The sequence below is a fragment of the Spirosoma knui genome, from assembly GCF_054780635.1.
The window spans coordinates 34,029-47,449 of sequence record NZ_BAAGVY010000005.1 but is presented as its reverse complement, the minus strand read 5'-3'; the positions used below and the strand labels follow the sequence as shown (position 1 = coordinate 47,449).

8 protein-coding genes are annotated in these 13,421 nt (G+C 53.2%); 5 read left to right on the top strand and 3 right to left on the bottom strand.

Annotated features, from left to right (window positions below):
* The first annotated feature begins 78 nt into the window (after positions 1 to 78).
* From ACYVIY_RS12520 to ACYVIY_RS12510, 3 genes are all read left to right on the top strand, one after another.
* Entirely contained in the window at positions 79 to 2,874 is a 2,796-nt protein-coding gene (locus ACYVIY_RS12520) for a DUF1553 domain-containing protein (protein WP_460976694.1), read from the top strand.
* 61 nt (positions 2,875 to 2,935) lie between these two features.
* Positions 2,936 to 4,438 carry a DUF1501 domain-containing protein gene (locus tag ACYVIY_RS12515; RefSeq protein ID WP_460976693.1) on the top strand — a complete coding sequence of 501 codons (1,503 nt, stop codon included), beginning with the start codon at positions 2,936 to 2,938 and terminating at the stop codon, positions 4,436 to 4,438.
* Positions 4,439 to 4,493: 55 nt separating this feature from the next.
* Complete coding sequence (locus tag ACYVIY_RS12510) at positions 4,494 to 5,192, top strand: alpha/beta fold hydrolase (RefSeq protein ID WP_460976692.1); 699 nt, start codon at positions 4,494 to 4,496, stop codon at positions 5,190 to 5,192.
* A gap of 11 nt (positions 5,193 to 5,203) precedes the next feature.
* Here ACYVIY_RS12510 and gatC read toward each other — a convergent pair whose 3' ends face one another.
* Genes gatC through purH form a run of 3 tightly spaced genes read right to left on the bottom strand, consistent with a single transcriptional unit; the run spans position 5,204 to position 7,809 of the window.
* Positions 5,204 to 5,491 carry an Asp-tRNA(Asn)/Glu-tRNA(Gln) amidotransferase subunit GatC gene (gatC, locus tag ACYVIY_RS12505; RefSeq protein ID WP_460976691.1) on the bottom strand — a complete coding sequence of 96 codons (288 nt, stop codon included), beginning with the start codon at positions 5,489 to 5,491 and terminating at the stop codon, positions 5,204 to 5,206.
* 30 nt (positions 5,492 to 5,521) lie between these two features.
* Entirely contained in the window at positions 5,522 to 6,253 is a 732-nt protein-coding gene (locus ACYVIY_RS12500; RefSeq protein ID WP_460976690.1) for a lysophospholipid acyltransferase family protein, read from the bottom strand.
* Entirely contained in the window at positions 6,253 to 7,809 is a 1,557-nt protein-coding gene (gene purH, locus ACYVIY_RS12495; RefSeq protein WP_460976689.1) for a bifunctional phosphoribosylaminoimidazolecarboxamide formyltransferase/IMP cyclohydrolase, read from the bottom strand. Before purH ends, ACYVIY_RS12500 begins: the two co-directional genes overlap by 1 nt.
* A 151-nt stretch (positions 7,810 to 7,960) precedes the next feature.
* On the opposite strand from purH, the gene ACYVIY_RS12490 reads away from it, so the two are divergent.
* Positions 7,961 to 9,484 carry a lipopolysaccharide biosynthesis protein gene (locus ACYVIY_RS12490; protein ID WP_460976688.1) on the top strand — a complete coding sequence of 508 codons (1,524 nt, stop codon included), beginning with the start codon at positions 7,961 to 7,963 and terminating at the stop codon, positions 9,482 to 9,484.
* A gap of 91 nt (positions 9,485 to 9,575) precedes the next feature.
* Entirely contained in the window at positions 9,576 to 13,124 is a 3,549-nt protein-coding gene (locus ACYVIY_RS12485; protein WP_460976687.1) for a VCBS repeat-containing protein, read from the top strand.
* Positions 13,125 to 13,421: the final 297 nt, after the last annotated feature.

Genomic DNA, 13,421 nt, shown 5'->3' with positions numbered 1-13,421 from the left:
AAGCTTCTCAGATTCATACAGTACAAAATCAACCTGACTGACTTTTACGTTCGGTATAGGATGTCTTTGTACTGGCTTATGAAAACACAATGGCTTGTTTGGGGTGCTGCTGGAGCCGCGATTGCGTTAACGCTTTCGTCGTTCCTGGGCATTTTTGAGCAGCGGGTTTCCTATAATACGCAGGTTAAACCCCTGCTAAACAAACACTGCATTGCCTGCCACGGAGGGGTTAAAAAGGCGTCCGGCTTTTCGCTGCTGTTCAAACACGAAGCGCTGGCTCCGGCGAAATCAGGCAAACCAGCCATCATTCCAGGCGATGCCGAGGGCAGCGAAATGATTCGGCGGCTGACCCTGGACGATCCCGACGAGCGCATGCCGCTTGACCATCCCGCGCTCAATCCAGAAGACATAGACTTGCTTCGTAAATGGATTGACCAGGGTGCTGAATGGGGCGATCACTGGGCGTATCAGCCCGTTGAGAAGCCGGAACTGCCCAAGATTGGTACGTTCTGGAGCCGGTTAGGCATCACCATTCCGGGGCTGGCTGGCAACGACGAAGCGAATTGGGTTAAAAACGAAATCGATTACTTCATTGTCGATAAACTGAATCAGGAAGCGTTAACGCCTTCGCCGGAAGCAGACCGGGCTACGCTCATCCGACGGGTTTCGCTTGATCTGACCGGCTTACCGCCAACGGAGAAAGAGGTAGCTGACTTTCTGAACGATAAAAGCGTAAACGCCTACGAGAACGTAGTTGATCGGCTGCTAAGTGCCCCGGCTTACGGCGAGCGCTGGACGAGCATGTGGCTCGACTTGGCCCGTTACGCCGACACAAAGGGCTATGAACGCGACCCCGGCCGCAAGATCTGGCGCTACCGGGACTGGTTGATCAAAGCCTTTAACGACGATAAACCGTTTGATCAGTTCACCGTTGAGCAGTTAGCTGGCGATCTGCTGACCGGACCCGATGGTAGCTTGCCAACTGACGACCAACTAGTGGCTACGGGCTTCCATCGCAACACAATGAACAACGATGAAGGTGGTACGCAGGACGAGGAGTTTCGCGTTGCGGCTCTGCTCGATCGGGTTAACACTACCTGGGATGTCTGGCAGGGCACGACGTTCTCCTGCGTCCAGTGCCATAGTCACCCCTACGACCCCTTCGTTCACGAAGAGTATTACAAATTCGCAGCCTTTTTCAACAATGCCCGCGACGAAGACGTAACCAGTGACACGCCGACGCTACGGTTCTATAAACCCGCCGACTCACTGAAACTCGTTGAACTCAGGCAGTACATCACCTCAACGACTCAGCCTAAGCAGGCGCAAACCGAAGTAAGCCGCTGGGTGCAACTGGCCCGAACAGTCGAACCAAAAATCAATTCGCACGATTTCGACCAGTTGGTGAACGCATCCCTTTTGGATGCTAAATACTTTGGTTTTCAGGACAAGGGTTCGGTACGTATCAAACAGGTGACGTTGACCAACAAACGACGGCTCCTGATTGCCTGGGGTACGAAAGCCCCAAATGCAACCGTTACACTACGGCAAGATAAACCCGATGGCCCCGTACTGGCCGTCATGCCGGTACCGAAAACCGGTAACCAATGGAACGACACTATTCAAATGATTCCGCTGCCATCGGTGCAGGGTCGGCATGATCTATATCTGTCCTTGAACAGCCCGAAGTCTCCCAAAGATTGGGTGATGATCAAATGGGTGTCGTTTCAGCCGAGTATGCCGGGTCAGCCTGCCGACAAACCAGGTCCCAACGAACAATTGCTGGTCGACCTGTTAAATGCCGATGCCGAGCAAACACCCATTATGCTCGACGGCACGGGTGATCTGGCGCGGCCTACGCACGTGTTTGAGCGCGGCAACTGGATGGTAAAAGGAAAACGCGTTACCCCCGACGTGCCGAAGTCGTTCCCGGCGATGAATTCCGACCTTCCGAAAAACCGGCTTGGTCTGGCCCGATGGATGGTCAGCCGGGAAAACCCACTGACGGCCCGGGTCGCCGTTAATCGATTCTGGGAGCAGTTATTCGGCACTGGCATCGTCGAAACGGTTGAAGATATGGGCACACAGGGTATTCCGCCCACGCACCGCGAGCTGCTAGATTATCTGGCCGTTGAATTCATGGAAACGGATCATTGGCAGGTGAAAAAACTCCTGAAACGGATGGTGATGTCGGCAACGTACCGGCAGCGCTCCGAAGCATCTCCCGAGTTGCTGGCGAAAGATCCATTTAATAAGCTGCTGGCGCGTGGTCCGCGCGTTCGCCTGTCGGCCGAAGCGGTACATGATCAGGCCCTGGCCGTTGGTGGACTGCTCAGCCCAAAACAATTCGGCCCAAGCGTCATGCCTGTGCAGCCAGAAGGCATCTGGCAGTCGCCCTACGACGGCGAAACCTGGAAGCAAAGCACCGGCGAGGATCTGCACCGGCGCGCGCTATATACGTATTGGAAACGTACCGCTCCCTACCCGTCGATGGTTACCTTCGATAGCCCTAGTCGGGAGTTTTGTCAGTTACGTCGCCTGCGAACGAACACACCTTTGCAGGCCCTGGTTACGTTGAATGATCCCGTTTACGTCGAGGCTGCCCAAAAGCTGGCGGATTACATGTTGCAACACGGACGCTCTCCCGAAGCGCAGATCCAGGCGGGGTTCCAACGATTGATGATGCGGCCGCTGGCGCCTAAAAAGTTAGCCATATTGACCAAACTCTACCGAACAACCGAAGCCCAGTATCGTCAGCGCCCCGACGAAGCCCAGAAGCTGTTAGATTGTATGAACGTATCGCCCGAGCGAGCGGCAATGACTGTAGCGGCCAACACGATGCTGAACTTAGACGAGGTCATTACGAAAGAATAACGTAATGCGGGAGAGACCCGCTATTTCTAAACTTTTCGCGGGTTTTCACCCGCCTTACGTCATGAACAAGCTCCTGAATGAACTTCAACAGGCTGCGGCCGAACGAGCCACCCGGCGACACTTTTTACATACGTGTTCTACGGGCCTGGGCGCAATGGCGTTGGGTTCGACGCTAACCGGCTGCGGTCTTTTCAGTAAAGAAAACCCAGAGACAAACGCCGTTGGCGGAGCTTTGCAATCCGATGAGCCTACTGTTCCGCAGCCTGCGCAGTACGTTCCCAAGGCGAAGCGGGTCATTTATATCCACATGGCGGGATCGCCCAGTCAGCTGGAACTGTTCGATTACAAACCCGAACTAGCTAAGTACAACGGGAAGGACTGCCCACAGGCCTTACTCGAAGGAAAGAAATTCGCCTTTATCCGGGGGGTTCCTAAAATGCTGGGGCCGCAGGGAAAGTTTGCGCAGCATGGGCAGTCGGGAGCCTGGATATCCGATTACTTACCCCACCTCCAGGGCGTTGCCGACGACATTACGTTCCTGAAGGCGATGCACACTGATCAGTTTAATCATGCCCCCGCGCAACTGCTCATGCACACGGGCAGCGCTCGACTAGGCCGCCCAAGTTTAGGTTCCTGGGTGACGTACGGACTTGGTACTGAAAACGACAACTTGCCGGCTTACATCGTTCTGGCGTCGGGTGGTAAGCAGCCCGATGCGGGTAAGTCCGTCTGGGGCAGTGGTTTTCTGCCGACTGTATATCAGGGTGTACAGTGCCGTACTGATGGCGATCCAGTCCTGTATGCGTCCGATCCGGCGGGCATCAGCCGCGATGTTCGCAAGCAAACCATCGACGCGATTAGTCAGATTAACCAGCAGCAGTACGAAGACGTTAAAGACCCGGAAATTCTAACCCGTATCGCCCAGTACGAACTGGCGTTCCGTATGCAGATGTCGGTGCCCGATGCCATGGACATTAAGGCTGAGCCGCAATATATACTGGACAGCTACGGCGTTGACCCAAACAAAGGTTCCTTTGCACGTAACTGCCTGCTGGCTCGCCGGTTGGTGGAGCGGGGTGTGCGATTTATTCAACTTTTCGATTGGGGCTGGGATACCCACGGCACAAGCGCCGACGGGTCCATTGATACGGGGCTGAAAACAAAATGTAAAGAGTCAGACCAGGCAATAGCCGCTTTATTGGCCGACCTCAAGCAACGCGGTCTGCTCGACGATACGCTGGTAGTTTGGGGCGGGGAGTTTGGCCGCACGCCCATGCAGGAGAACCGGGATGGGCAGGTGCTGCCGTTTATGGGACGCGACCATCACCTCGATGCATTCACCGTCTGGATGGCCGGTGGGGGCGTGAAGCGGGGCTTTACGTACGGCGAAACCGATGACATCGGATATTATGGCGTTAAAGACAAAGTACACGTCCACGACTTACACGCTACCATTCTACACCTCCTGGGCTTTGACCATACCAAGCTAACCTACCAGTTTCAGGGCCGGCCGTTCCGGCTCACCGACGTAGCCGGTAAACTTGTTAAACCCATTCTGGCGTAACAAAATCAATTGTTTGCTCTTTATGGGGTGAATGCACGCGAACGAACAGTCTACAATGCCAACCAACCGACTGCGCATTTTCCTCATCCACGGCTATCTCGAAGATCCGACTATTTTCGATACACTAGTCCCATTGCTCCCCCCTGCCGATTATGTTCGCCTGAATCTGGCGGATGAGTTTACCCGATGGCAGCCAACAGTGCCTGTTACGGTGCAATCGCTAGCCCATTACCTCGTCGGCCAGTACGCGATTACGGCTGATGACGTAGTGATTGGGCACTCAATGGGCGGGTGGACGGCTATTCACATAAAACAGCTGACTGGAGCCACCGCCGTGCAGGTGGCCTCCTGGACCGACCAGAGGAAGATTTTATTCCCGGTTCATAACTTGAACGTACTGAAGTTTCTGGCGCGAACGGGCCTTACGCAAAGTGCGTGGATGACGAAGCTGCTCGACAAGCAGTACCCTTTTGAAGAATCGGCTGAGTTGTACACACAGTTGGCCCGTAACGCAACGCACATGAGCAAGCTATATGTCTGGCAGCAGATTCAGACCTTATTTGCCAAAATACCCGCTTTAACGGTTAAGCCCGATCTACGAATTCACGCCCGCCCTGATAACATTATTGCCCCGCCCGACGAGCGATTTATAGAAGTGCCCGGCGACCATTTCAGCCTGGTCTTTCACGCGGAGCTGGTTGCCGAACCGATTCGAACGCTACTGGCTAATCGGCCGACAACGGCGATCTGGTAACACGTTCGCCGTTATTCCAGCACCTTCGGTACTTCGAAGAACCGATCGTCGTGCTGTGGTGCATTGGCCAGCGCCTGTTCGCGGGGTAGGTGATTTGCCACTACGTCCTCGCGAAGCACGTTTGTTTCGTCTGAGATGTGGGTTAAGGGCTCAACGCCGGTTGTATCAACCTCATTCAGTTGTTCCATCCAGGTCAGTACGTCGTTCAGGCTGTTGAGCAGGTCGGCTTCTTCTTCCGGTTTAACCTCTAAACGAGCCAGGTGCGCAATTTTATGCAGGGTGTCGTGATCTACTTTCATTCGTATTGGTTGCTCGGTTTTGTAAAGATACTACGCGGATACGGCAGCGTGCGTACGCAATTCATGGTCAATGATCCGAAACGTTTCTTCTTTCAGTCGTCCGATGTCATCCGGCGTCATACCTGTGGTCTCGATCGGCGAATGGATAACCGCCCGCAGCGGATGCCAGCGTACCCGTACGGGGTGCTCATCGGGTAAAATTTTATGGTTATCCAGCAGGGTTATCGGCACAATCGGAACCTGCTGGTCAATGGCCATAATAAACGCACCATCTTTAAATGGAACCATTTGCGGAGGCTCCGTCGTCTTGATGCCTCCTTCGGGAAAGATCATGATACTCCGTCCCGCAGCCAGTGTCCGGATTGATTTGGCCAATGAGTAAGCCCGGCTGTTAGGGTGCGAGCGATCGACCTGCACGTGCAGCTTGGCGAACATATACCCCAGCAACGGAATATGCTTCACGTCGCTCTTGCCAACAAACGCAAAGTAATTGTTGACGATGACGCCCATGACCGCAATGTCGATGTACGAAAAATGATTCGCACAGAAGACGTACACCTGCCTGGGGTCCGGACGGAATCGATACTCTACACGAACGGGTATGCCGACGACGATAAAAAACAGCTTACCCCAGATGCCATTGATTCGGTGTGCCAAAGGCTTCCACGCGTCGCGTTGCAAACACACGAACTGAATCGGAAACAGCAACAGGTACAATACCACCAGCCAAACGGCGCACCAGATCGTGTAGAGCAGTTTCATCAGTGCTTAAAGTGCCGTACGCCAGTCGTTACCATTGCCAGACCGTGCTGATTGCAGTAGTCAATCGAATCTTTGTCCCGAATCGATCCGCCTGGCTGCACAACCGCGGTGATACCCGCCTGACCCGCAATCTCGACGCAATCCGGAAATGGAAAAAAGGCATCGGAAGCCATTACCGACCCGTTCAGGTCGAAGCCAAACGAATGCGCTTTCTCGATGGCCTGACGTAACGCATCCACCCGCGAGGTTTGGCCGACGCCACTGGCCAGCAACTGACCTTCTTTAGCCAGCACAATGGTGTTCGACTTGGTGTGCTTACACACTTTCAGGGCAAACTCCAGCGCCCGTACTTCACTATCCGTAGGTGTCTTTTCTGTCACCGTCGTGAACTGATCGGCCGTTTCCGTCTGATTGTCTTTGTCCTGTTCCAAGACACCGTTCAGGATCGTCTTGAACATGACCGATGGCAACGTAGTGGGCTTCCGCTTGAGCAAGATTCGGTTCTTCTTGGATTTCAGTAAATCGAGCGCTTCCGGTGCGTAGTCCGGCGCAATCAGGATTTCCATGAACAGCTTGTTCAGTTCTTCTGCCGTCTCAAGATCGACTGGAGAACTGGTGATGACCACGCCCCCAAACGCTGAGACCGGGTCGCAGGCTAGGGCGTTCAGATACGCGGCTTTAGGAGTAGGAGCCGTCGCAATACCGCAGGCATTGGTGTGTTTGATGATGGCGAACGTACTGTCTGTTTGACCCGTAAACTCATCGATCAGGCCCACGCACGCATCCACATCAACCAGGTTATTATACGACAATTCCTTGCCATGCAGCTTGTCGAACATCGCGTCCAGATCGCCGTAGAACGTAGCCTGCTGGTGTGGGTTTTCGCCGTAACGCAGGTGGCTGGCGGGCAATGACCGGAAATCCGTCAGATCCGCAGCCGGGGCAGTGGAATCACCTGTCGAGTGGGTATCCTGGCTAAAGTAAGTCTGGATAGTCGTGTCGTACTGCGAGGTTACACCAAACGCTTCCTGGGCATATTGCCGCCGGTCCTCAATATCGGTTGCGCCGTTTTTCTCCGTCAGCAAGTCAACCACATTACCGTATTGACTCCGCGACGAGACGATCAGGACGTCTTTATGGTTTTTAGCCGCAGCCCGGATGAGCGAGATACCGCCAATGTCAATCTTTTCGATTACGTCCTCGTCTGCTGCTCCCGACGCGACAGTTTCTTCAAACGGGTACAGATCAACCACAACCAGGTCAATTGGCGGAATGCGGTGCCGCTCGGCCTGGGCTAGGTCTTCGGGCATTTCGCGCCGGTACAGAATCCCTCCCATCACGGCTGGATGCAACGTTTTGACCCGACCACCAAAGATCGACGGATAACCCGTCAGGTCTTCAACGGCGGTAACCGGAATGCCGAGTTGTTCAATAAACGTCTGGGTGCCGCCGGTAGAGTAAAGCTTTACCTGCTGATCGTGCAGCAGCCGGACTAAAGGTTCGAGGCCGTCTTTGTAGAAAACGGAAATCAGCGCAGATGAGATTTTCAGGGACATGCTGTTGGCCAAAGCAGGGAGAAACACTGCTTTAGGGATTGATGATCAGGTTAACCGAAATCGCGAAGGGCGTTTTCGACTTGAGCCGCAAAGATAACCAAAGGTCGTAACTTTGTTGGCCCGATCACGCAGCCGGGTATTTCCTTTTCAGATGAGTACCTTTAAGAAATTAGCGGGCGATACAGCGCTTTATGGAATCAGCACCATTCTGGGGCGTTTGCTCAACTACGTGCTGGTGCCGCTTCAGACTTACGTATTCAAACAACCGGCGCAGCTGTCGTCGAATGTAGAGTTATACAGCTACGTAGCGGTGCTAATGACCTTTTATACGTTGGGTCTAGAAACGGCGTTCTTTCGGTTTGCGGCCCGGAATAAAGATAAAAAAGCCGACGTCTTCAACGAAACCTTAAGCATTGTCTTAACCGTTAGCCTGGTATTTTCAGCCTTACTGATCGGGTTTTCGCACGAGATTGCGCTTATGCTGGACTACCCAGGCCAGGAGCGGTTTATCCGCTGGGTAGCGCTGCTGGTCGCCATCGACGCCATTATGGCCATTCCGTTTGCGCGGCTGCGCGTCGAGAACAAGGCGAAGCAGTTTGTTGCGGCCAAACTGATCAACATCACGCTCGTCGTCGCCCTGAACGTGTTCTTCCTGATTTTCTGCCGGGATATTTACAACGGTGAGTATCTGACTGGCTTACGTCCCATCATCAACGTCATTTACGATCCCAGCATCGGGCCCGGCTATATTTTTCTGGCCAATCTGATCGGCAACGCGTGCTATTTTATTCTGTTACGGAAAGCGTTCATCGGCTTCCGGCCAACACTCCAGTGGGCGCAGGTACGAACCTTGCTGGTTTACTCGTTCCCCATTATGCTGACGAGTCTGGCAGGTTTGGTAACCAACGTAACCGACCGACTTTTTTTGCGGCAATTACTACCCGACGGCTTTTACACCGGACTCACCGCCGAAGATGCCCTTGGTATTTATGGAAACTGCTACAAGCTATCGGTGTTCATGGCGCTGGCGATCCAGTCGTTTAAATTTGCGGCCGACCCGTTTTTCTTTTCGCAGGCCGAAGACAAAAATGCGCCCGGTCTGCTGGCCGAGGTCACCAAATGGTTCGTAATTGTCTGCGTACTGATCTGGCTGGGCGTCAGTCTTAACCTCGACGTATTTGGTTTATTCCTGTCTGCCCGGTACCGAAGTGGTTTAGACGTAGTACCCGTTCTTCTGTTAGCCAACCTGTTTTTGGGTGTCTATTACAACATTTCGTTCTGGTTTAAACTCAGCGACAAAACCGTATACGGTACCGTCATCACGATCGTTGGCGCGATCGTGGTAATCGGATTGAATATATGGCTGATCCCGCAGTATGGCTACATGGGCTGTGCGCTCGCGTTTCTGGCATCGAGCTTTACCATGATGGCGCTTTGCTACGTGTTGGGTGAGCGTTATTACCCGGTTCCCTACCATATCGGCTCGGCGGTAGGCTACGTAGTGGGCGCCGGTTTATTAATTTATGGTGCCCAGTTGGTTACTATTCAAAATCTCTGGCTCGCCGGAGCGTTTCATTTAGTACTGGTCGGCCTCTTTGTGCTGGTGATTCTGATTGTGGAGCGTGCTACGTTTCAACCCTTGTTTGGGCGGCTGCGCAGCCGGGTCAGTTCATAAAATTGGAACGCCTTGTGAATAAGGCCTTTTTATAGGTAAATTTGAAGATTATCTGTTAACCATTACCACCGTACAGGCTCGGTTTTAACTCATGAAAGTTAACCAACAGAATGGTTCGTGGCTGCTGGTCACGTGCCTGGTTTTAGCGCTTACGTCCTGCCGGGAAAAGCCCTTGTTTGAGCGGCTCGACTCGTCGGATACGGGCATTACGTTTGCCAATACTATTACCGACAGCGACACGCTGAATATTCTGAATTACCAGTATATCTACAACGGCGGAGGTGTAGGCGTCGGCGACTTCAACGGCGACCAGAAGCCCGACATCTTTTTCGCCGGTAACCAGGTGTCGAGCCGGTTATACCTCAACGAAGGCGATATGCAGTTCAAAGACGTAACGCAATCAGCGGGCGTCAATGGTGGAGGGCGCTGGTGCTCAGGAGTGTCGGTTGTAGACATCAATGCCGACGGCAAGCTGGATCTCTACGTATCCAACACCCTGCACAAGAAAGCGGCTCAGCGGGCTAATCTCTTGTACGTTAATCAGGGCAATGATGAAAATGGAGCGCCCCGGTTCCGCGAAATGGCTGCCGACTATGGCATTGCCGACACGACCTATAGCACGCACTCGGCCTTCTTCGACTACGACAACGATGGCGATTTAGACCTGTTCGTGCTGGTCGACCAGATCTTCGATAGCAAAACGACCGGTAACCTGAACGTTCGCATTGACGACGGTACCTCGCCCAACGTAGACCGACTTTACCGGAATGACTTTGATGCGAAACGGGGTCATGCCTTTTTTACCGACGTAACGAAAGAGGCCGGTGTCATAGCCGAAGGCTTTGGACTGGGGATGAACATCTGCGACATCAACCGCGATGGCTGGAAAGACATCTACGTAACAAACGACTTCGCGACTAACGATGTGCTGTACATCAACAACCGCAACGGAACCTTCACCAACCACGCTAAAGAAGCATTTAAACATACCAGTTACTCGGCGATGGGTAACGACGTGGCCGACATCAACGGCGATGGTCTAGCTGATATTGTGGCTATGGATATGCTGCCCGAAGACAATCTTCGGAAAAAGAGTTTGATGGGTGGAAGCAGCTATTTCTCGTATCAGGAATGGGACCGGATGGGCTACGAACATCAGTACGCCCGCAATACGTTGCAGATCAACCAGGGTCCACGTCCGTACGGAGACAGTACAAAGGCAAAGGTGCCGCTTTTCAGTGAAACCAGTATGCTGGCCGGCATAGCTGAAACCGAATGGAGCTGGTCACCCCTGCTGGCTGACTTCGACCACGACGGGCACCGGGACTTGCTGGTCACCAACGGCTTTCCGCGCGACGTGACGGACCGTGATTTTACCAACTATTACAGCTCCGTAAACAACTTACTGGGCGACGATCTCCGGAAAGAACTAACGGAGAAAATGCCGCAGGTGAAGGTCAGCAACTACGCCTTTAAGAACCGGGGTGACGCTACGTTCCAGAACGTAACTGATGCCTGGGGTATGACCGAGCCGAGCTTCTCCAATGGGGCCGCTTATGCCGACTTCGACGGGGATGGCGATCTGGATTACGTGATCAACAACATCGACGACGAAGCGTTTGTCTACCGCAACACCCTGGCTGATAAAAAGCCAGAGAAAGCGCACTACCTGCGCATTCGCTTTCAGGGAAACGGAGCTAATCCAATGGGATTGGGTGCCATGGTCGAATACGATCTGCCGGGCGGCCGTAAAGAGTTTTATGAACACACGCCTTACCGGGGCTTCCTGTCCAGCGTTGAACCCATCGCTCACTTAGGTCTGGGTCCGGTTGACGTTATCCAGAATCTGAAAGTGACGTGGCCGGATGGACGGGTACAACTGATTTCAGGAGTAAAGGCTGACCAGATTATTACCCTAAAAGCTGCGGATGCTCGGCAGGTTGCGCCTACCGTTGTCCCAGAGCCTCAGCGGTTAATACGCGACGTAACGGATTCGATCGGGCTTACGTATAGGCACGAAGAAAACGACTTTATCGACTTCAACCAGCAAAAAACGCTGCTGCACAAACTGTCTGAATACGGGCCAGCTCTGGCCGTAGGCGATGTTAACGGTGATGGTCTGAGCGATATGGTCGTTGGTGGTAGCTCTAAATATGCCACTGAAGTGCTGCTTCAGCAGCCCAATGGACGGTTCACGCTGAAGCCCTTACCGGCAAAACTGTCGGAAGATGCTGGTCTGCTGCTTTTCGACGCTGATTCGGATGGAGATCTGGATTTGTATGCCGCCAGTGGCAGCACCGAGTTTGCACCCGACCAACTGGCCGAAGCCCTGACGCATCGGCTGTACACAAACGATGGTAAGGGAAATTTCACCCTGGCGTCGAACGCCCTTCCCAATTTCAAGGTCAGCGGATCCTGCGTAAAAGCGGCTGATTTCGATCGGGACGGTGATCTGGATGTGTTTGTCGGCGGGCGTGTCGAGCCCAATAAATACCCGATGGGTGTACCTAGTTATCTGTTACGTAATGACAGTAAGAATGGCCAGCCTAAGTTTACGGACGTAACGGCCCAGGTAGCACCAACACTGGCAAAAAGCGGGTTAACCTGCGACGCGCTATGGACCGATTATGATAAAGATGGCTATGTCGATCTGATGCTCGTCAGCGAGTGGGCACCCGTAACGATATTACGTAACGAAAAAGGTCGCTTGCAGCCGCTCGAAAACACCGGTCTCGCCGATAAAACCGGCTTCTGGAACTCGCTTACGTCCGGCGATTTTGATAATGATGGCGACGTCGATTACCTGGTTGGCAACCTAGGTCAGAACAATCTGTTACGTGCCACCCCGGAACGGCCCGTGCGTATGTACGCCGGTGACTTTGACAATAACGGGTTCTACGATGCGTTTACGTCGGTTTATTTCAAGAACGCTAAAGGCCAGTACGAAGAGTATCCGTATTTCGGGTGGGACGATATGGTTCGGCAAATGATCGGCATCAAAAAACGCTACGTGAAGTATGCCTCCCTTGGTCAGGCCACAATGAACCAGATTTTAACCGAAGAGGAACGGGGTCAAGCCCTGAAGCTTTCGGCGACGTATCTGATGAGCAGCTATATCGAAAACAAGGGGAACGGTAAGTTTGAGATCCGTCCGCTGCCTACGCTGGCGCAGGTGGCTCCGGTGTTTGGTATGCTGGCTCAGGATGTAGACGGCGACGGCAACCTGGATGCGGTGCTGGTCGGTAATGATTACGGCAGCGATCTGGTTGCCGGGCGGATGGACGCGTTCAATGGCCTGGTGTTGAAAGGCGACGGAAAAGGCGGCTTTGCGCCCGTGTCGACGTATCAGAGCGGCTTCATTATTCCCGGAAACGCGAAAGCTCTGGTCAGCTGGCCCGACGCTCAGGGGCGCTTCCGCATGGCGGTAACGCAGAACCGGGGTGCTATGCGTGTGTTTGCGCTTCAGCAGCCGCAGACATTTACGCCTGTGGATAACAAGACGATGGCGGTTGACATCCGGTTGAAAAACGGGCGTGTTCGGCGGGAAGAAGTTCCGTTCGGGACCTCCTTTTATTCACAGTCAGCGCGGGGAGTATGGCTGCTGCCCGGCGAGACAATCGTTAAACGATACGCGTTTTAATCATCCTCAGCTAAGCGTAACTACATAGAGTAGTAAATGAATCGCTCCTAAGTTGGTTATTAGCTTAACCAATTTAGGAGCGATTTGCTGACGTATAGTCCTGTCACGGTATACTGTTTCGAAGAGCAGCTACTTATACGGCGCTGTTAGATAACAACTTAAGTATAATTGGCCTAATTCTTGTTTTAGTTTTCATATTCCGTTATACAATACTGGTTATGAAACTACTTCGACTTACACTAGGCTTATTGGCAGCCGTCTTAAAAATTACATTCACTGTCCTGCTCGCTACCGGTT

Coding starts and splice junctions, on each gene's coding strand:
- purH (WP_460976689.1), bottom strand. CDS start 7,809: ATGTCCCTGAAAATCTCATCTGCGCTGATTTCCGTTTTCTACAAAGAC.
- ACYVIY_RS12515 (WP_460976693.1), top strand. CDS start 2,936: ATGAACAAGCTCCTGAATGAACTTCAACAGGCTGCGGCCGAACGAGCC.
- ACYVIY_RS12510 (WP_460976692.1), top strand. CDS start 4,494: ATGCCAACCAACCGACTGCGCATTTTCCTCATCCACGGCTATCTCGAA.
- ACYVIY_RS12485 (WP_460976687.1), top strand. CDS start 9,576: ATGAAAGTTAACCAACAGAATGGTTCGTGGCTGCTGGTCACGTGCCTG.
- ACYVIY_RS12500 (WP_460976690.1), bottom strand. CDS start 6,253: ATGAAACTGCTCTACACGATCTGGTGCGCCGTTTGGCTGGTGGTATTG.
- gatC (WP_460976691.1), bottom strand. CDS start 5,491: ATGAAAGTAGATCACGACACCCTGCATAAAATTGCGCACCTGGCTCGT.
- ACYVIY_RS12520 (WP_460976694.1), top strand. CDS start 79: ATGAAAACACAATGGCTTGTTTGGGGTGCTGCTGGAGCCGCGATTGCG.
- ACYVIY_RS12490 (WP_460976688.1), top strand. CDS start 7,961: ATGAGTACCTTTAAGAAATTAGCGGGCGATACAGCGCTTTATGGAATC.